Source organism: Streptomyces spongiicola, assembly GCF_003122365.1.
GTDB lineage: Bacteria > Actinomycetota > Actinomycetes > Streptomycetales > Streptomycetaceae > Streptomyces > Streptomyces spongiicola.
Map to the genome: position 1 here is coordinate 5,535,709 of NZ_CP029254.1, position 17,945 is coordinate 5,553,653.

A 17,945-nucleotide genomic window follows, 5' to 3' on the forward strand; every position below is an offset into this window, starting at 1 on the left:
GGGCCGCGACCTGCTGGAACCGGCCGGAAGCCCGCCGTCCACCGCCCGTGGCGTGGGGGGCAACCCTGGCGGATCGGGCGTGGGCCGGGACGAAGTAGTCTTGAGCCCATGCCCGAACGCCGTACCGTCGCCCTTGTCACTCTTGGCTGCGCCCGTAACGAGGTGGACTCGGAGGAGCTCGCAGGCCGCCTGGCGGCGGACGGCTGGGAGCTCGTCGAGGAAGCCGCCGAGGCGGACGTCGCGGTCGTGAACACCTGCGGCTTCGTCGAGGCCGCCAAGAAGGACTCCGTCGACGCCCTGCTCGAGGCCAACGATCTCAAGGACCGCGGGAAGACCCAGGCCGTCGTCGCGGTCGGCTGCATGGCCGAGCGGTACGGCAGGGAACTCGCCGAGGCCCTGCCCGAGGCCGACGGCGTGCTGGGCTTCGACGACTACGCCGACATCTCGGACCGCCTCCGGACCATCCTGAGCGGAGGCGTCCACGCCTCCCACACGCCGCGCGACCGCCGCAAGCTGCTGCCGATCAGCCCGGCGGACCGGCAGGGCGCGGACGTGTCCCTCCCCGGGCACGCCCAGGCCCCGGAACCGCAGGACGTGCCCGCCGACCTCCCCGAGGGTCTGGCGCCCGCCTCCGGGCCCCGGGCACCCCTCCGCCGAAGGTTGCACAGCAGCCCGGTCGCCTCGGTGAAACTGGCCTCCGGATGCGACCGCCGCTGCTCGTTCTGCGCCATCCCGTCCTTCCGCGGCTCCTTCGTCTCGCGCAGGCCGAGCGACGTGCTGGGCGAGACCCGCTGGCTCGCCGGGCAGGGCGTGAAGGAGATCATGCTGGTCTCCGAGAACAACACCTCGTACGGCAAGGACCTCGGGGACATCCGGCTCCTGGAGACGCTGCTGCCCGAGCTCGCCGCCGTCGACGGCATCGAGCGGGTCCGGGTCAGCTATCTGCAGCCCGCCGAGATGCGCCCCGGGCTGATCGACGTCCTCACCTCGACCGATAGGGTCGCGCCCTACTTCGACCTCTCCTTCCAGCACAGCGCCCCCGGAGTGCTGAGGGCCATGCGGCGCTTCGGCGACACCGAGCGGTTCCTGGAACTGCTGGAGACCATCCGCGGCAAGGCCCCGCAGGCCGGTGTGCGCTCCAACTTCATCGTCGGCTTCCCGGGGGAGGACGAGGCGGACCTCGCCGAACTCGAGCGGTTCCTCACCGAGGCACGGCTGGACGCGATCGGCGTCTTCGGGTACTCCGACGAGGAGGGCACCGAGGCCGCCGGTTACGAGCGCAAGCTCCACCAGGACGTCGTCGACGCGCGCCTGGCGCGGCTGTCCCGGCTCGCCGAGGAACTGACCGCCCAGCGGGCCGAGGATCGCCTGGGGGAGACCCTGCACGTCCTCGTCGAGTCCGTCGACGACGAGGACGGCGCCGTCGGCCGTGCCGCGCACCAGGCGCCCGAGACGGACGGACAGGTCGTCTTCACGAGTGCCACCGGCCTGGTGCCCGGACGTATGGTCGAAGCGAAGGCCGTCGGCACGGAGGGCGTCGATCTCGTGGCCGACGTGGTTTCGGACCGTCGTGAGGAGGCGGGCAGATGACCGGAGCGCCGGCATCCGCCGCGGGCGGTACCGGGAGGCCGGCGCCCGGCGGGAAGCTGGGCGCTGCGGCCGTCAACCAGGCCAGCCTGTGGAACATCGCCAACATCCTCACCATGGTGCGGCTGCTGCTCGTGCCCGGCTTCGTCGTGCTGCTGCTCATGGACGGCGGGCACGACCCGGTGTGGCGTGCCTGGGCCTGGGCGGCCTTCGCCGTCGCGATGATCACGGACATCTTCGACGGGCATCTGGCGCGTGCGTACGACCTGGTCACGGACTTCGGGAAGATCGCGGACCCGATCGCCGACAAGGCGATCATGGCCGCGGGGCTGATCTGCCTGTCGGCGCTCGGCGACCTGCCCTGGTGGGTGACCGCAGTGATCCTCTCCCGCGAGTTGGGGATCACCCTGATGCGCTTCTGGGTGATCCGCCACGGGGTGATCCCCGCCAGTCGCGGCGGCAAGCTGAAGACCCTCGCGCAGGGCACGGCGGTCGGCATGTACGTGCTGGTGCTCACCGGGCCGCTGGCCACCCTGCGCTGGTGGGTGATGGCCGTGGCGGTCGTCCTGACCGTGGCCACCGGCCTGGACTACGTCCGCCAGGCGGTGGTCCTGCGGCGCAGGGGAATCGCAGCCGAACGGTCCGCCGCGCGGGAGCGCGCGGAGTCCCCGGGATGAGCAGCGCCGCGGGGGTGCTGTCCCTTCTCGCGGAGCGCGGCGAGAGCCTCGCCGTGGCGGAGTCCCTCACGGGCGGTCTCGTGGCCGCGGAGCTGACCTCCGTTCCGGGTGCCTCGAGGAGTTTCCTCGGCTCCGTGACCGCGTACACGAGCGCCCTCAAAAGGGATCTCCTGGGGGTCGACGGGGCCCTCCTGGCCGCGCACGGGGCGGTGCACCCGGAGGTCGCCGCCCAGATGGCCGCGGGGGTGAGGGCGCGGACGGAGGCCGGCTGGGGCATCGCGACCACCGGCGTCGCGGGGCCCGACCCCCAGGACGGACAGCCGGTGGGCACCGTCTTCGTCGCGGTCGCGGGCCCCGGCGGCACCCGTGAAGTAGCCCGGTTGAGGTTGAACGGCGACCGCTCGGCAATCCGTAGAGAGAGTGTCCGGCGGGTGCTGGAACTGCTCGCCCGCGAACTCTCGGGTAACGGGCGGGCACAGGAGACGGAACAGAACGGGGGGAACTGATGTTTGCAGCCCTGAGTGAACACGACATCGCTCCCCGCACGGCCGCAGCGCGAGGCGGTACGGTGGGGCGTGAAGGATGCGGCTACGCGGTCCGAGGAGGGAGCCACCGATGATTCTGCTCCGTCGCCTGCTGGGTGACGTGCTGCGTCGGCAGCGCCAGCGCCAGGGCCGTACTCTGCGCGAAGTCTCCTCGTCCGCCCGAGTCTCTCTCGGCTATCTCTCCGAGGTGGAGCGGGGGCAGAAGGAGGCTTCCTCCGAGCTGCTCTCCGCCATCTGCGACGCGCTTGACGTACGGATGTCCGAGCTCATGCGGGAAGTCAGCGACGAGCTGTCGCTCGCCGAGCTGGCCGCGTCGGCGGCGAGCGAGCCGGTGTCCTCACCGGTGCGCCCGCTGAACTCCGTGTCCGTGACATCGGTCGCGGGTGTGCCGACGGAACGGGTGACGATCAAGGCACCGGCGGAAGCGGTGGACGTCGTCGCCGCCTGATCCCCAGGTGTGAGCCCCGGTCGGGTGGGTACCCGACCGGGGCTTTTGTCATCCCCGAATAACCGTTTCATTCCATTTGTGTCATGGTGGAGAACGGTGTCGTCGAACGGAGGTCACTATGTCTGCGGTGAAGAGCACGCTGCCCGAGGACGCGCGCAAGGTCACGGGTGAGGCCCTCCAGGGCGCACTGGTCGATCTGATCGACCTCTCGCTCGTGGCCAAGCAGGTTCACTGGAACGTGGTCGGGCCCCGCTTCCGCTCTGTTCACCTGCAACTGGACGAGGTCGTGACCACGGCGCGGAAGCACTCCGACGTCGTGGCCGAGCGGGCCTCCGCCATCGGGGTCGCCCCTGACGGCCGTGCCTCGACCGTTGCCTCCGCGAGTGCCATCGGGAAGGTCGCGGACGGCTGGATCCAGGATTCGGACGTCGTCAGCACCATGGTGAAATCGCTGTCCGCGGTGATCGAGCGGATGCGGGAGCGCATCCGGATCACCGACGAGCCGGATCCGGTGACCCAGGACATCCTCATCGCGCTCACGGCCGATCTCGAGAAGCACGCGTGGATGTTCCAGGCCGAGAGCGTCTAGCCGTGGGTATATCCGGGGCCTCCTCCGGGGTCGCTGCGGCGGCCGGGCGGGACACGGCGCCGGGACCGCTGCGCGGGCGCACGGTCCGGGGCATGGCCCGCTGGGGCGCTAGGCGCAGATGCTGCGGGCGCGCCGGGTGTGCAACCGGTGCGCCCTCCCGCCGCGTGATCGGTCCGGTCTAGCGTCGACCGGAGGAGGCGGCCATGGAGAGGCGATGGGTCCTGCTGCCGGCGCTCGCACTGGGCGCTGCGTGGTGGTGGGCCGTGCTGCGGCTGGCGCTGGTGCCGGAGCACGCGGGGCTCGTCGAGGGGGCAGTGGCGGCAGGCGGGTGGGGGCTCAGCCTGCTGCCGGTGCACGTAGCGTCGCGGGCCGGGGATGCCGGTGGGGCCGGGGGGGCGACCACGGCTACCAGGGCCCCGCGACGCCCCCGTTCGGCCGGAGGGTCCGGCACGCTGTGAACGAAGGCGTGCCGGAGGCGAGTTGCGGTAGCGCGTCGACGGCGCCCGTGGGCTCGCCGGCCCTGCCGAGCGGTGAGAACCTGGCCGTGGCCGCCTCCGCCGCAGTGCAGATCGCCGCGAGTCCGGTAGCGGCCGGGGGGCGGGCGGGTACCGTCCCGCCCGGGGTTCCCGGTCGCTGTCCCTCGTCTCGACGGGGGTCCGGGAAGTACTTGTTCGCGGCCGTCCGGGAACAGCCGGAAGTGCGAACTCCGCGATGTCCTCGCCCGCCCCTGTCCGCACAGTGTGCGCGGCGTCCGCCTCGGCGAGCAGGCATGTGGTGGCGGCCGGGGCGTTCGCGATCCCGGTGACGGACGCGGTGCGGCCGCCGACGTCCCGGGCGGGCGGCGGTCGCTGGGCGGCCGTTACGCGGTGACGGGCCGTGCCGAGCGCGGATTCTTATCTGATGGATCGTCAAACGACGGGATGGATCGTCAAACAACGTGCGCCGCCGGGCGCTAGGGGGCAGGCACGGGCGGCCGGTTCGGGGGCATCCGCAGTCCTCCCGGTCGGGCCCGGGGTAACGGCGGGGCGACGCTGCTGCCCGAGCGGGTGCACGGCGACGGGTCAGGACACGGGACCGGACTGGCACCCCGGGCACCAGTAGGAGACCCGGTCGTCCCGTCCGGCCCTGCGGATCGCGGTGCCGCAGCGCAGGCACGGGTCACCCTGCCGCCCGTACACGAAGAGGCGCTGCCCACCCGGACGCGGGGGGCTCCACGGCTGGTCGCCTCCGCAGCCGCCGGCGCCCGTACGCGGAGTGGTGCGCCGGTCGAAGGTGCCCTTGTTGATCTCCAGCAGGCGCCGGGCCGTTGCGACGAGGCTCTCCGGAACACCCGGGGGCAGGCCGCCGACCGGGTGCCAGGGAGTGACCCGGGCCAGAAAGGCCAGCTCCGACTTGTAGACGTTGCCGATGCCCGCGAGGTTGCGCTGGTCCAGCAGGGCTTCGCCGATCGGGCGAGCGGGGTCGGCGAGCAGGTTGCGCACGGCCGCTTCCGGATCCCAGTCCGGCCCCAGCAGATCCGGCCCGAGATGCCCCACCGCCTTGCCCTCGTCCCGTGTACGCATCAGTTCCAGCACGGGCAGGCGGTAGCCCACGGCCGTACGCTCGGTGTTGCCCAGCACGGCGCGGATCTGGTGGTTGGGGCCGCCGTGCCAGCGCTCGCCGGCGGGGAAGACCCGCCAGGAGCCGTCCATCCGGAGATGGGAGTGCAGGGTGAGCCCGCCTTCGATGCGGGTGAGCAGGTGCTTTCCCCGAGCGGTGACGTCCAGCACCTCGCGGCCGGTGAGATCGGCGGTGGCGAAGCGGGGAACCCTGAGATCTGAGCGGGTCAGCGTCCGTCCGGCCAGCGCGGCGCGGAGCTTCCGCGCGGTCAGCCAGACGGTGTCTCCTTCGGGCATGCCTCCATGATGCGCGTCACCGGCCTGCGGCCGCGGGACGGGAAGCCTGGAAACCGCACGGTCCGGCAGCCGGCGGCGAGGGCCGGTCACCGGGCGCCGCCCCGACACTCCGGGAGCCGAGCCGAGCCGAGCCGAGCCGAGCCGAGCCGAGCCGAGCCGAGCCGAGCCGAGCGGGGCGCGGGACGGGACGTGGCACGGTGGGGGCGCACTCGCCGAGCCTCGTCCGGCCCAGTGGGGCGAGGGAACCGGCCCGCTCTGCGCGCCGCCGTGCCCGTTCGCTTGCTCGGGGCCGAGGTCCGGACAGGAGGCCCGGGCCCGCGGCCGGCGGGTGCCTGCTGTCCCGGGGGCGCAGACGGGCACGGCCACGGGGCACGAACCCGCTCGCGGTCGGGCGCGATCGGCGGACGTGTGCCCCGCGTCAGGCCCGTATGCGCAGGCCGCGTGGCGTGGCGTGGAAACCGGACTCCTCCAGCAGGGGGGAGAGCGGAGAGGTCAGAGCCGCCGAACTGTTGATCCGCTCGATCGTGATCGTGCCGAGCATGCCCGCCGCGCCCGCCTCGGCCAGAGCCCCGGCGGCGGCACGGAGCGCGGGGTCGTCCGGTTCGGAGGGCCAGGACAGCAAGGTCTTGCCGCCCCGCTCCAGGTACAGCGTGAGTTCCCCGTCGACCAGCACGACCAGTGACCCCGCCTTGCGGCCCGGTTTGTGGCTCGCGCCGACCGGCGGCTCGGGCCAGGACAGCGCCGCCCCGTAGGCGTTCGCCGGGTCGGCGGCGGCCAGCACCAGCGCACGCGCTGCGGTGGGCCCGCCGGCGCGCTCGCGGGCGCCGGCGGCGGCCCGCAGCCGGTCCACCGCGCCGTCCATCGCGAACTGGGCGGCTCCGAGCCCCTCGACGACATAGCCCCGCCGGGCCTGTCCGCTGTCCTCGAAGGCGGAGAGGACGCGGTATGTCGCCGAGAAGCCGCCCTCGACGCCTTCGGCGGCGACCGCGCCCCTGGTGACGACGCCATGCCGGTCGAGCAACGTGCGGGCCAGGGCGTGGGCGCGGTGCGTGGGGTCGGGCTCGTGCGCGGGCGGCAGGGACCAGCGTCCGGAGACGGTCGGCGGACCGTTGCGGGACGCGGTCCGCGCGGCAGCCGTCAAGGAGCCGTACCGCCCACGCGGGACCGTGCGCCGGGCACGGTGCGCGGTGGACCCCGCCGTCCGTCCGGAACCCAGGAGCGAGCGCAGCGGCGCCAGGGTGTCGTTGGTCAGCCGCCCGGACCAGGCCAGCTCCCACAGCGCGTCGGCGAGCTGGGGGTCGGTGATCTCCGGGTGCGTCGTCGCCCGCACCTGGTCCGCGATGTGGCGGAAGAACAGGCCGTAGCCCCCCGCGAGGGTGCGGAGCACCGACTCGTGGAGGGCCGTCAGCTCCAGCGGGTGGGGCCGCGGCAGCAGGAGCGGGGCGGCGTCCGCGTGGTAGAGCGAGACCCAGCCGTCCTTGCCCGGCAGCGCCCCGGCTCCGGCCCACACCACCTCGCCGGTCGTGGTCAGCTCGTCCAGCATGCCCGGTGCGTATCCGGCCACCCGGGACGGGAGGATCAGCTTCTCCAGCGCGGAGGCGGGCACGGGGGCGCCCTGGAGTTGCTCCACGGCACGGGCCAGCCCGTCGATCCCGCGCAGGCTGCCGCCGCCCACATGCTGCCACTGGGGGAGGAAGGCGGCCAGCGCGGCGGGCGGCACCGGTTCCAGCTCCTCGCGGAGCGCGGCGAGGGAGCGGCGCCGCAGCCGGCGCAGCACGGCGGCGTCGCACCACTCCTGGCCGATGCCCGACGGATGGAACTCGCCCTGGACGACCCGCCCGGCCGCGGCGAGCCGTTGCAGTGCCCCGTCCGTCACGGCCGCGCCCAGCCCGAACCGCGCGGCCGCCTGCGACGAGGTGAAGGGCCCGTGTGTGCGGGCGAAACGGGCCAGCAGATCACCGAGCGGGTCCTTCACCGGCTCCGTGAACGCCTCGGGGACGCCCACCGGCAGCGCCGTGCCCAGCGCGTCCCTGAGGCGTCCCGCGTCCTCCACCGCCGCCCAGTGCTCCGCACCGGCGATCCGGACCCGGATGGCGCGGCGGGTACCGGCGAGCTCCTCCGGCCAGCCGGGGTCGGCCCCGCGCTCGGTCAGCTCCCCGGTGGTCAGCGGCCCGAGGACCCGCAGCAGGTCGGCGACGCCCTCCACGTCCTTGACCCTGCGGTCGTCCGTGAGCCACTGGAGCTCCCGCTCCAGCCCGCCCAGGACGTCCGCGTCGAGCAGTTCGCGCAGTTCCGCCTGGCCGAGGAGTTCGGCGAGCAGCCGGGAGTCCAGCGAGAGGGCGGCGGCCCGGCGCTCGGCGAGCGGCGAATCCCCCTCGTAGAGGAACTGGGCCACATAGCCGAACAGGAGGGAGCGTGCGAAGGGGGACGGCTCGGGGGTGGTGACCTCGACGAGCCGCACCCGGCGCGACTCGATGTCGCCCATCAGCTCCTCGAGCCCGGGGACGTCGAAGACGTCCTGGAGGCACTCCCGTACGGCCTCCAGGACGATCGGGAACGAGCCGAACTCACTGGCGACCTGGAGCAGCTGGGCCGCGCGCTGACGCTGCTGCCACAGCGGGGTGCGCTTGCCGGGGTTCCGGCGCGGCAGCAGCAGGGCGCGGGCCGCGCACTCGCGGAACCGGGACGCGAACAGGGCGGATCCGCCGACCTGGTCGGTGACGATCTGACCGATCTCGCCCTTGTCGAACAGGGTGTCGCCGGCGCCGACCGGGGCCTGGTCGCCGTCGTACGAGGTGTCGAGGTGTACCGGGTCCTGGTCCAGCAGGTCGAGGCCCATCAGGTCGGCGTCGGGGAGCCGCAGCACGATTCCGTCGTCCGCGTGCATGACCTGGGCGTCCACGCCGTACCGCTCGGAGAGGCGCGCGCCCAGCGCGAGTGCCCAGGGGGCGTGGACCTGGGCACCGAACGGCGAGTGCACCACGACCCGCCAGTCGCCCAGCTCGTCACGGAACCGCTCGACGACGATGGTGCGGTCGTCGGGCACATGCCCGCAGGCCCTGCGCTGCTCGTCGAGGTACGACAGCACGTTCCCGGCCGCCCAGCCGTCGAGGCCGGCCGTCATCAGCCGCAGCCGGGCGTCCTCCTCGGACAGCGACCCGATCTCGCGGAGGAAGGCGCCCACCGCCCTGCCCAGCTCGAGTGGGCGGCCCAGCTGGTCGCCCTTCCAGAAGGGCAGCCGGCCGGGGACCCCGGGCGCGGGGGAGACGAGCACCCGGTCGCGGGTGATGTCCTCGATCCGCCATGAGGTGGTGCCCAGGGTGAAGACGTCACCGACCCGGGACTCGTAGACCATCTCCTCGTCGAGTTCGCCGACCCGGCCGCCGCCCTTCCGGGGGTCCGCACCGGCCAGGAAGACGCCGAACAGCCCGCGGTCCGGGATCGTGCCGCCCGAGGTGACCGCGAGCCGCTGGGCGCCGGGGCGCCCCGTGACCGTCCCGGCGACCCGGTCCCACACCACCCGCGGGCGCAGCTCGGCGAAGGCGTCGGACGGGTACCGGCCCGCCAGCATGTCCAGCACGGCCGTGAACGCCGACTCGGGGAGCGAGGCGAAGGGCGCGGCGCGGCGCACGACCGCCAGCAGGTCGTCGAACTGCCAGGTGTCGAGGGCGACCATGGCGACGAGCTGCTGGGCCAGCACGTCCAGCGGATTGGCGGGGACACGGAGTGATTCGATCGAGCCGGTGCGCATCCGCTCGGTGACGACGGCCGCCTGGACCAGATCCCCCCGGTACTTGGGGAACACGACACCCGTGGACACCGCGCCCACCTGGTGTCCGGCGCGGCCGACGCGCTGCAGGCCGGAGGCGACCGACGGCGGGGACTCGACCTGGACGACCAGGTCCACCGCGCCCATGTCGATGCCCAGCTCCAGACTGGACGTCGCGACGACGGCGGGCAGCCTGCCCGCCTTCAGGTCCTCCTCGACGAGAGCGCGCTGCTCCTTGGAGACGGAGCCGTGGTGCGCGCGGGCGAGCAGCGGGGGCGCGCCCCGCGCCGCCCCGGACTGAGCCATGACCTCCGCGGGTGGGGCGCCGTCGGGAAGGGGCTCCCCCACGGCGCGCTCGTAGGCGATCTCGTTGAGCCGGTTGCAGAGCCGCTCCGCGAGACGGCGGGAGTTCGCGAAGACGATCGTCGAGCGGTGGGCCTGCACCAGATCGGCGATGCGCTCCTCCACCTGCGGCCAGATCGACGGCTTCTCGCCGGCGCCGTCCGGCTCGGAGGCCGGAGAGCCCCCGAGCTCGCCCATGTCCTCGACCGGGACGACGACGGAGAGGTCGAACTCCTTGCCGGAGGGCGGCTGGACGACCTCCGCCCGCCGCCCCGGCGACAGGTAGCGCGCCACCTCGTCCACCGGCCGGACGGTCGCCGAGAGGCCGATCCTGCGGGCCGGCCGGGGCAGCAGCTCGTCCAGCCGCTCGAGGGACAGCGCCAGGTGTGCGCCGCGCTTGGTGCCCGCGACCGCGTGCACCTCGTCGACGATCACCGTCTCGACGCCGCCCAGCGCCTCGCGGGCGGACGAGGTGAGCATCAGGAACAGCGACTCGGGAGTGGTGATCAGGATGTCGGGCGGACGAGTCGCCAGCGCCCGCCGCTCGGCCGCGGGGGTGTCCCCGGACCGGATGCCGACGCGCACCTCGGGCTCCGGCAGTCCGAGCCGCACCGCCTCCTGCCGGATACCGGTCAGCGGGCTGCGGAGATTGCGCTCCACGTCGACCGCGAGGGCCTTCAGCGGCGACACGTACAGCACCCGGCAGCGCTTCCCGGTCTCCGCCGGGGGCGGGGCGGACGTCAGGCCGTCGAGGGCGGCCAAAAACGCGGCGAGCGTCTTCCCGGAGCCGGTCGGGGCGACGACCAGCACGTCGGAGCCGCGGCCGATCGCCCGCCAGGCGCCCTCCTGGGCCGCGGTGGGCGCGCTGAAGGCCCCGGTGAACCAGCCGCGGGTCGCGGGGGCGAAGGTGTCGAGTGCACTGCCGACCATGACACCCATCGTGCACCGCCCCACTGACAAGCGCCCGGACCTGCGAGAATATCGACATGGCGGAGGGCGAGTGGGCGCGGTACTGGCAGCACGAGCGGCTTCCGGGGATCGACCTGCTCCGGGCCCGTTACGTGCGGCACACGTTCCCCCGCCACAGCCACGAGGGCTATGTCTTCGGGACGATCACGCACGGCCTCGAGGACGTCGGGCTGCCGGGCGGTGTCGTGCACGCCGGGCCGGGCACGGTCGTGATGATCAATCCAGAGGTTCCGCACACCGCCCGCGCCGGGGTCGCGGAGGGCTGGGTGTACTCGACGCTCTACCCGTCGTCCCGGGTGGTGGCCGAGATAGCGGCGGAGACCACGACGATCAGGGGAACCGCCGGCTTCGCGGAGACCGCCGTGGCCGACCGGCATGCGGCCCTGATGATCCACGAGGTGCACCGCGCGGCCGAGGAGGGCAACGCGCTCGCCGCCGACAGCGTGCTGCGGATCATGGTGGCGCGGCTGCTGCGGAACCACGGGAGCAGCCTCCCGGCGCGCGAACCGCTCACGGCGGGCGCGCGTGACGCGGAGCGCGCCCGGGCGGTGCTGGAGGAGCGGATGGCGGCCCCGCCCACCCTCCAGGCTCTCGCCGCGGAACTCGCCACCAGCCCGTTCGCCCTGCTGCGGGCCTTCCGTGACCGCTACGGGATGCCTCCGCACACCTGGCTCACCGACGCCCGCGTCCGCCGGGCCCGGAGCCTGCTGGACGTGGGCGCGGCCCCGGCGCAGGCGGCCGCCGCGGTCGGATTCACCGATCAGCCGCACCTGAACCGGCACTTCACGCGGATCGTGGGGGTGCCCCCGGGGGCCTACCGGCGGGGACGGGGAGTCGGCGATCCGCTGTGAGGCCCCCGCCCCCCGGCAGGGCGGGCGGCGGCCGGGGAAGCGGCGAGGCGGGGAAGCGGCGAAGCGGGTGTGCCGGGGCGGGATGAGGCGACGCATGCGTGCAAGAACGTACAAGACCGCGAAGTATCCGGTCCCGTACCGTCCATGGCGTGCCAGAACAGACAGCATCAGCAGCAATACCCGTCGACGTCGAACGGCGCACCCCGGCCGAGCCGGCGGGTGCGACCGCCGGCGTACCGGTGAAAGCCGACTCCGCAGTGGTCCGGGACGCCCTCGGGGTGGGCGTCGCCGTCGGCCTGTCCGGCTTCGCCTTCGGTGTGACCGCCGCGGGCGCCGGGCTCGACGTCCTGCAGATCTGCGCCCTCAGCCTGCTCGTATTCACCGGTGCGTCGCAGTTCGCACTGGTCGGGGCACTGGCCGCGGGCGGCAACCCGTTCACCGCCGCCGCCGGCGCCTTCTTCCTCGGTACCCGCAACGCCTTCTACGGTCTGCGGCTCTCCCAGCTCCTCGCCGTGCGCCGGGCCGTGCGGCCCCTCGCGGCCCACTGGGTCATCGACGAGACCACCGCGGTGGCCCTGGCCCAGCCCACCCGCAGGGCCGCCCGCATCGGCTTCACCGTCACCGGGCTCACCCTCTATCTGCTGTGGAACCTCACCACGCTGCTCGGGGCGCTCGGCGCCGAGGCCGTCGGCGACACGAACGCCTGGGGACTGGACGCGGCCGGGCCGGCCGTCTTCCTGGCACTGCTGGCGCCCATGCTGCGCACGACGACCGATCGGGTGGTCGCGGGTATCGCGGTCCTCCTAGGGCTGGGGCTGCTGCCGGTGCTGCCCGCCGGAGTGCCGGTACTGGTCGCGGCACTCGCGGCGCCCGCCGTCCTCTGGTGGCAGGGGCGGATGGCCGGCAGGCGGACGGGAGCCGACCGTTGAACGTCTGGATCGCCATCGGAGTGACCGCCGCCGCCTGCTACCTGGTCAAACTGGCCGGTTTGCTGGTACCGGCCGGCGCGCTGGAGCGCCCGCTCGTCAGGCGGCTCGCCGCCCTGCTCCCGGTCGCGCTGCTGGCAGCGCTCACCGCCCAGCAGTCGTTCAGCACGGGCGGCGCACTGGTGCTGGACGCCCGCGCCGCGGGGCTGGCCGCCGCGGCGGCGGCGCTGGTCCTGCGGGCGCCGTTCCTCGTCGTGGTCGCCGCCGCCGTGGCCGTCACCGCGGCGGCGAGGGCCCTCGGGGCCTGAGCCGGCCAGCCGTCCGGCGGAGCCGCGGCAGGGGAGAGGGCCGAAGGCGACCGGTGCCGGTGCCGCCCGACGGCAGGACGCCGCGTGTCCGCAGCAGGGCGTCAGCACGGTCGACGCGGGCGCGGCGGCTCTCGCCAGGACGCCGTATGCGCCCCCGCAGGCCGCGTGCCCCTCAGCGGAGCACGCGCCCGTGCGCCCGCAGTGTGCGCAGCGCCTCGACCGTCACCACCGGACGCCACTCCGGGGCGGTGCTCGGCGCCCACTGGCGCCAGCGGACCGGCCAGCCACCGTCCTCCTGCTGCTCACGGGCGAGGTGGTCGAGCGACCGCTCCATCTCCTCGTCGGTGAACCAGAGCCGTGCCAGCGAGTCGGGTACGCGTGCGTAGTCGTGCGGATAGTGGTACTCGCCCGGGGCGTAGCCCGCGGCGACCGGGTAGTCGTCCGAACGGGCGGGGTCGAGCACCACGAGCCGCTGCTCGCGCACCAGCCGGCCGAGCCGGTCCCCGGCCTCCTCGGCACGCGACCTGTCCGGGACCCCGTCCAGGAAGGCGACCGCCGCCTGGATCTCGTACGGGTGCGACTTCCGCAGCCCCTCCACGGCCGCCCAGCAGAAGTCGGTCGCGCGGAACAGCCACGCGTGCCACACCCGGTTGCGGTGCAGCAGCCCCACCACGGGCCCCGTGGCCAGCAGCTCACCGGGCGGATCGGCCACGACCGGGATGAACGGCGCCGTGGGATACCCGCGCTGCGAGGGATGGACCAGGGGCAGGGCGCCGTCCCGGGTGGCCGCGTGCGTGAGGTAGCGGCAGATCCGCTCCGCACGCAGCCCGCCGCAGCGCCCGATCGAGTCCAGCACGCGCAGGGCGTGCGCGGTGTGCAGCGGCTGGCTCCCGGGGCCGCGGAGATCGGGCTCCAGGGCGTGTCCGTAGCCGCCGTCCTCGTTGAGGTACGCGGTCAGCGCGGCCTCGACCGGCTCGGCCGCCGCCCCCAGGAAGTGATACGCGAACCGCCGCTGTTCGAGTACACGGGCCGTGAGCCAGACGAAGTGCTCGGCGCGTGCCAGAGGTGTTCCAGCCATGCTCCGACGGTAGAGGCGAACGGGCTTCGCACAAGACCGGCGGACAGGTCTGCACTCTCAGGGGACGGATAATGGTGTCATGCGGTTGACGATTTTCTGGGAGCGGATGGAAGAGCACTTCGGCGCGGCCTACGCCGACTCCTTCGCACGCGACCATGTGATGACGGAACTCGGAGGCCGGACGGTGTACGAGGCGCTGGCGGCCGGCTGGGAGACGAAGGACGTCTGGCGCGGGGTGTGCGCGGCGGTCGGCATCCCCGCGGACAGGCGCTGACCCGGGAGCCTCGCCATCGCCCCTGTCCCGTGCTGCCTGTCCGGTGCTGTCTGTCCGGTGTCCCCCGCCCGCGTTCCCCGTCGGGTGTTCCCCGTCCGCGTCCCGTATCCGGGGTGCCCGCCCCGGGGTCGTGAGGTCCGCGGCATGACGGGACGGTCCATGGCCGGGGCTCTGTCCACAGGCCCGTGCCGGGTGTCGCCCCGGTAGGCGAGACTTGCTCCGTGGCAGCGAACGACGGGACCACCCAGGACGAGAACCGCCCGACCTCCCGGTACGCGGAGGCCGGGCGGCCCGACGACGACACCGGGAGCGGCGCGGCAGGTGCCCCGGCCCGGGTGACCGTCCCCCCGCCCGCAGCCGCGCCCGGCGCAGACGGCCGGACCGGCGGGACCGCCGGCGCGGCGGCCGCACCGAGCCGGATGCCGCGCTGGCTGCCCCGCGCGATGGTGCTGGCACTGACGCTCTACGGTTGCTTCCAGCTCGGCAGCTGGGCCCTCCACCAGCTGATCGGTCTGCTGATCAACGTACTGATCGCGTTCTTCCTGGCGCTCGCGATCGAGCCCGCCGTGGGCCGGATGGCGGCCCGCGGCGTCCGCCGCGGCATCGCCACGTTCCTCGTCTTCATCGCGGTGCTGGCCGCGAGTGTGGGCTTCGTCGTGGCGCTCGGCTCGATGCTGGCCGGTCAGATCGTCGAGATGGTCGAGGACTTCCCCGAGTACCTGGACCAGGTGATCAACTGGATCAACAAGACCTTCCACAGCGAGCTGTCCAGGGTCGCGATCCAGGACAGCCTGCTGCGTTCCGACTGGCTGCAGAAGTACGTGCAGAACAGCGCGACCGGTGTGCTCGACGTCTCCGCGACGGTGCTCGGCGGTCTGTTCAGGCTGCTGACGATCTTCCTCTTCTCCTTCTACTTCGCGGCGGACGGGCCGAGGCTGCGGCGCGCGCTGTGCTCGGTGCTGCCTCCGTCGAAGCAGGCCGAGGTGCTGAGGGCCTGGGAGATCGCCGTCGACAAGACGGGCGGATACCTGTACTCGCGCGGGCTGATGGCGCTGATCTCGGGGTTCGCACACTATGTGCTGCTGGCGATGCTGGATGTGCCGTACGCCCCGGCGCTGGCCATGTGGGTGGGGCTGGTGTCGCAGTTCATCCCGACCATCGGCACCTATCTCGCGGGGGCCCTGCCGATGCTCATCGCCTTCACGATCAACCCCTGGTACGCGCTGTGGGTGCTGGGTTTCGTGCTGATCTACCAGCAGTTCGAGAACTATGTGCTGCAGCCGAAGCTCACCGCCCGGACCGTGGACATCCATCCGGCGGTGGCGTTCGGCTCGGTCATCGCCGGCACCGCGCTGCTGGGTGCCGTCGGCGCGCTGATCGCGATCCCGGCCGTCGCCACGCTCCAGGCCTTCCTCGGTGCCTATGTGAAGCGCTACACCGTGACGGAGGACCCGCGGGTCCACGGGCACCGGAGGCACGGCGAGGTGGTGCTGGCCCGGGTCCAGCGGGCCCTGCGCAGCAGGAAGGACGGGGCGGCGGCCGACGGGGAGAGCGGCGGCTGAGAGCCCTCTCGGGGGCCGCGGCCTCCCCGGTGGCACCCTCCCGCGGTGTCGCGGCGGTCGCCCCGGCGGTCGCCGCCGCAGTTCGCCGCGGCAGCCGGGCAGGGCGCGGCACACGAGGCACGGTGCCGGGACGCGCTTGACACCAAAATCGAACATCTATTCTGATGGGGGTCCGGCCTCGGGGTCCCGGGGTTCTCGCCGGGTTGTCCACAGGCCGGAGGACGTCGGGGCGCATTGTCAGTGGCAGGGGATAGCGTCTTGGACGTGAAGCGATCGACTCAAGCAAACCGGGTGGAACCCATGGCAGGAACCGACCGTGAGAAGGCGCTCGACGCCGCGCTCGCGCAGATTGAACGACAGTTCGGCAAGGGCGCCGTGATGCGCATGGGCGAGCGGTCGAAGGAGCCCATCGAGGTCATCCCGACCGGCTCGACGGCGCTCGACGTCGCGCTGGGCGTCGGTGGCCTGCCGCGAGGCCGTGTCGTGGAGATCTACGGCCCGGAGTCCTCCGGCAAGACGACCCTGACCCTGCACGCCGTCGCCAACGCGCAGAAGGCGGGCGGCCAGGTCGCCTTCGTCGACGCGGAGCACGCCCTCGACCCCGAGTACGCGAAGAAGCTCGGCGTCGACATCGACAACCTCATCCTGTCCCAGCCGGACAACGGTGAGCAGGCGCTCGAGATCGTCGACATGCTGGTCCGCTCCGGCGCGCTCGACCTGATCGTCATCGACTCCGTCGCGGCGCTCGTACCGCGAGCGGAGATCGAGGGCGAGATGGGCGACTCCCACGTGGGGCTGCAGGCCCGGCTCATGAGCCAGGCCCTGCGGAAGATCACCAGCGCGCTCAACCAGTCCAAGACCACCGCGATCTTCATCAACCAGCTCCGCGAGAAGATCGGCGTGATGTTCGGCTCGCCGGAGACCACCACCGGTGGCCGCGCCCTGAAGTTCTACGCCTCGGTGCGCATCGACATCCGCCGCATCGAGACCCTGAAGGACGGCACCGAGGCCGTCGGCAACCGCACCCGCTGCAAGGTCGTCAAGAACAAGGTCGCGCCGCCCTTCAAGCAGGCCGAGTTCGACATCCTCTACGGCCAGGGCATCAGCCGTGAGGGCGGTCTGATCGACATGGGCGTGGAGCACGGTTTCGTGCGCAAGGCCGGTGCCTGGTACACCTACGAGGGCGACCAGCTCGGTCAGGGCAAGGAGAACGCGCGCAACTTCCTGAAGGACAACCCCGACCTGGCCAACGAGATCGAGAAGAAGATCAAGGAGAAGCTGGGCGTGGGAGTGAGCAGCACCGAGGCCCCGGCGGCCGAGCCCGGTGCGGACACGGCAGGCATCGCGCCCGCCGAAGCTCCCGCCAAGCCGGTGCCCGCGACCGCAGCGAAGACGGCGAGGGCCACCAAGACGGCTGCGGCGGCCAAGGGCTGACCGGCACCGTGCCCGACCCGAGCACGCGGCGTACCGCGCAGAGGCCGGGCGGCAGCTCAGCGTCGTCGAGGGCCGACGAGGAGCTGCCGCCCCAGGACCCGGCTGAGAGGGCGCGGGCGATCTGCCTGCGTCTGCTCACCGGCACCCCGCGGACCCGGAGACAACTCGCCGAGGCGCTCCGCAGCCGCGACATCCCGGATGAGGTCGCCGAAGAGGTGCTGTCCCGCTTCGAGGGCGTCGGTCTCGTCGACGACGCGGCGTTCGCGGGCGCCTGGGTGGAGTCACGGCACCACGGACGCGGACTCGCCCGCCGCGCCCTCGCGCGTGAACTGCGCACCAAGGGCGTCGATCCGGCGTTGATCGACGAGGCGGTCGGCCGCCTTGACGCCGACCAGGAGGAGGAGACGGCGCGGGAACTGGTCGCCAGGAGACTCCGCTCCACCCGGGGTCTCGACCGTGACCGCCGGCTCCGCCGCCTCGCGGGCATGCTCGCCCGCAAGGGATACCCGGAGGGGATGGCCCTGAGGGTGGTCCGCAGGGCCCTGGAGGAGGAAGGTGAGGACACCGGGGGACTGGACGGGCCGGAGGACGGCCCGTACTGAGTGCTGTCCCGGACCACCGCCCGGTTCGAACCCGGTTCTGACTTGGTTCTGACTCCGGTCCGAGGATGCCCGTCCGGTGCGAGGACCGC

At 73.2% G+C, this 17,945-nt stretch carries 15 protein-coding genes and 1 pseudogene; 13 read left to right on the forward strand and 3 right to left on the reverse strand.

The window, feature by feature from the left end:
* The first annotated feature begins 108 nt into the window (after positions 1-108).
* The 6 genes from rimO (at position 109) to DDQ41_RS24255 (ending at position 4,304) form a co-directional block, all read left to right on the forward strand.
* Complete coding sequence (gene rimO, locus DDQ41_RS24230; RefSeq protein WP_109296367.1) at positions 109-1,590, forward strand: 30S ribosomal protein S12 methylthiotransferase RimO; 1,482 nt, start codon at positions 109-111, stop codon at positions 1,588-1,590.
* Positions 1,587-2,264: a CDP-diacylglycerol--glycerol-3-phosphate 3-phosphatidyltransferase gene (pgsA, locus tag DDQ41_RS24235; protein WP_109296368.1), complete on the forward strand. Its 678-nt coding sequence runs from the start codon at positions 1,587-1,589 to the stop codon at positions 2,262-2,264. The genes rimO and pgsA overlap by 4 nt, the downstream gene beginning before the upstream one ends.
* Positions 2,261-2,770 carry a CinA family protein gene (locus tag DDQ41_RS24240; protein WP_109296369.1) on the forward strand — a complete coding sequence of 170 codons (510 nt, stop codon included), beginning with the start codon at positions 2,261-2,263 and terminating at the stop codon, positions 2,768-2,770. The genes pgsA and DDQ41_RS24240 overlap by 4 nt, the downstream gene beginning before the upstream one ends.
* A gap of 109 nt (positions 2,771-2,879) precedes the next feature.
* A complete protein-coding gene (locus DDQ41_RS24245; protein ID WP_109296370.1) occupies positions 2,880-3,257 on the forward strand; it encodes a helix-turn-helix domain-containing protein in 378 nt (125 codons plus the stop codon).
* A 118-nt stretch (positions 3,258-3,375) separates the two neighbouring features.
* A complete protein-coding gene (locus DDQ41_RS24250; RefSeq protein ID WP_167450277.1) occupies positions 3,376-3,846 on the forward strand; it encodes a Dps family protein in 471 nt (156 codons plus the stop codon).
* Positions 3,847-4,049: 203 nt separating this feature from the next.
* Positions 4,050-4,304, forward strand: a complete 255-nt coding sequence (locus tag DDQ41_RS24255; protein WP_109296372.1) for a hypothetical protein — start codon at positions 4,050-4,052, stop codon at positions 4,302-4,304.
* 603 nt (positions 4,305-4,907) lie between these two features.
* Here DDQ41_RS24255 and DDQ41_RS24260 read toward each other — a convergent pair.
* Both DDQ41_RS24260 and DDQ41_RS24265 read right to left on the reverse strand, forming a co-directional pair.
* Positions 4,908-5,741, reverse strand: coding sequence for an Fpg/Nei family DNA glycosylase (locus DDQ41_RS24260; RefSeq protein WP_109296373.1), 834 nt, complete (start codon positions 5,739-5,741; stop codon positions 4,908-4,910).
* A gap of 418 nt (positions 5,742-6,159) precedes the next feature.
* Positions 6,160-10,782: an ATP-dependent helicase gene (locus DDQ41_RS24265; RefSeq protein ID WP_109297919.1), complete on the reverse strand. Its 4,623-nt coding sequence runs from the start codon at positions 10,780-10,782 to the stop codon at positions 6,160-6,162.
* Positions 10,783-10,838: 56 nt separating this feature from the next.
* Between DDQ41_RS24265 and DDQ41_RS24270 the strand changes: the two genes are divergently transcribed.
* The 3 genes from DDQ41_RS24270 (at position 10,839) to DDQ41_RS24280 (ending at position 12,906) form a co-directional block, all read left to right on the forward strand.
* Complete coding sequence (locus DDQ41_RS24270; RefSeq protein WP_109296374.1) at positions 10,839-11,672, forward strand: AraC family transcriptional regulator; 834 nt, start codon at positions 10,839-10,841, stop codon at positions 11,670-11,672.
* A 239-nt stretch (positions 11,673-11,911) separates the two neighbouring features.
* Complete coding sequence (locus tag DDQ41_RS24275; protein ID WP_109296375.1) at positions 11,912-12,601, forward strand: AzlC family ABC transporter permease; 690 nt, start codon at positions 11,912-11,914, stop codon at positions 12,599-12,601.
* A complete protein-coding gene (locus DDQ41_RS24280) occupies positions 12,598-12,906 on the forward strand; it encodes an AzlD domain-containing protein (protein ID WP_109296376.1) in 309 nt (102 codons plus the stop codon). Before DDQ41_RS24275 ends, DDQ41_RS24280 begins: the two co-directional genes overlap by 4 nt.
* Before the next feature lie 172 nt (positions 12,907-13,078).
* Here the strand turns inward: DDQ41_RS24280 and DDQ41_RS24285 are convergent, their stop codons facing one another.
* Entirely contained in the window at positions 13,079-13,984 is a 906-nt protein-coding gene (locus DDQ41_RS24285) for a hypothetical protein (RefSeq protein ID WP_109296377.1), read from the reverse strand.
* A 79-nt stretch (positions 13,985-14,063) separates the two neighbouring features.
* Here DDQ41_RS24285 and DDQ41_RS24290 point away from each other — a divergent pair, with 79 nt between their 5' ends.
* From DDQ41_RS24290 to recX, 4 genes and pseudogenes are all read left to right on the forward strand, one after another.
* Positions 14,064-14,258: a DUF3046 domain-containing protein gene (locus DDQ41_RS24290; protein ID WP_017950001.1), complete on the forward strand. Its 195-nt coding sequence runs from the start codon at positions 14,064-14,066 to the stop codon at positions 14,256-14,258.
* A 419-nt stretch (positions 14,259-14,677) separates the two neighbouring features.
* The gene (locus DDQ41_RS24295) at positions 14,678-15,820 is read left to right on the forward strand and encodes an AI-2E family transporter (RefSeq protein ID WP_281278212.1); all 1,143 of its coding nucleotides are present in this window, start codon (positions 14,678-14,680) and stop codon (positions 15,818-15,820) included.
* Positions 15,821-16,120: 300 nt separating this feature from the next.
* Complete coding sequence (recA, locus tag DDQ41_RS24300; RefSeq protein WP_109296379.1) at positions 16,121-17,254, forward strand: recombinase RecA; 1,134 nt, start codon at positions 16,121-16,123, stop codon at positions 17,252-17,254.
* Positions 17,176-17,856 (forward strand): annotated as a pseudogene (recX, locus tag DDQ41_RS24305) (recombination regulator RecX); the annotation flags it as partial. The gene recA and the pseudogene recX, both read left to right, overlap by 79 nt.
* Positions 17,857-17,945 lie beyond the last annotated feature (89 nt).

Bases quoted from the DNA above. Each gene is read 5' to 3' on its own strand.
- rimO (WP_109296367.1), top strand. From the start codon at position 109: ATGCCCGAACGCCGTACCGTCGCCCTTGTCACTCTTGGCTGCGCCCGT.
- pgsA (WP_109296368.1), top strand. From the start codon at position 1,587: ATGACCGGAGCGCCGGCATCCGCCGCGGGCGGTACCGGGAGGCCGGCG.
- DDQ41_RS24240 (WP_109296369.1), top strand. From the start codon at position 2,261: ATGAGCAGCGCCGCGGGGGTGCTGTCCCTTCTCGCGGAGCGCGGCGAG.
- DDQ41_RS24245 (WP_109296370.1), top strand. From the start codon at position 2,880: ATGATTCTGCTCCGTCGCCTGCTGGGTGACGTGCTGCGTCGGCAGCGC.
- DDQ41_RS24250 (WP_167450277.1), top strand. From the start codon at position 3,376: ATGTCTGCGGTGAAGAGCACGCTGCCCGAGGACGCGCGCAAGGTCACG.
- DDQ41_RS24255 (WP_109296372.1), top strand. From the start codon at position 4,050: ATGGAGAGGCGATGGGTCCTGCTGCCGGCGCTCGCACTGGGCGCTGCG.
- DDQ41_RS24260 (WP_109296373.1), bottom strand. From the start codon at position 5,741: ATGCCCGAAGGAGACACCGTCTGGCTGACCGCGCGGAAGCTCCGCGCC.
- DDQ41_RS24265 (WP_109297919.1), bottom strand. From the start codon at position 10,782: ATGGTCGGCAGTGCACTCGACACCTTCGCCCCCGCGACCCGCGGCTGG.
- DDQ41_RS24270 (WP_109296374.1), top strand. From the start codon at position 10,839: ATGGCGGAGGGCGAGTGGGCGCGGTACTGGCAGCACGAGCGGCTTCCG.
- DDQ41_RS24285 (WP_109296377.1), bottom strand. From the start codon at position 13,984: ATGGCTGGAACACCTCTGGCACGCGCCGAGCACTTCGTCTGGCTCACG.
- DDQ41_RS24290 (WP_017950001.1), top strand. From the start codon at position 14,064: ATGCGGTTGACGATTTTCTGGGAGCGGATGGAAGAGCACTTCGGCGCG.
- DDQ41_RS24295 (WP_281278212.1), top strand. From the start codon at position 14,678: ATGCCGCGCTGGCTGCCCCGCGCGATGGTGCTGGCACTGACGCTCTAC.
- recA (WP_109296379.1), top strand. From the start codon at position 16,121: ATGGCAGGAACCGACCGTGAGAAGGCGCTCGACGCCGCGCTCGCGCAG.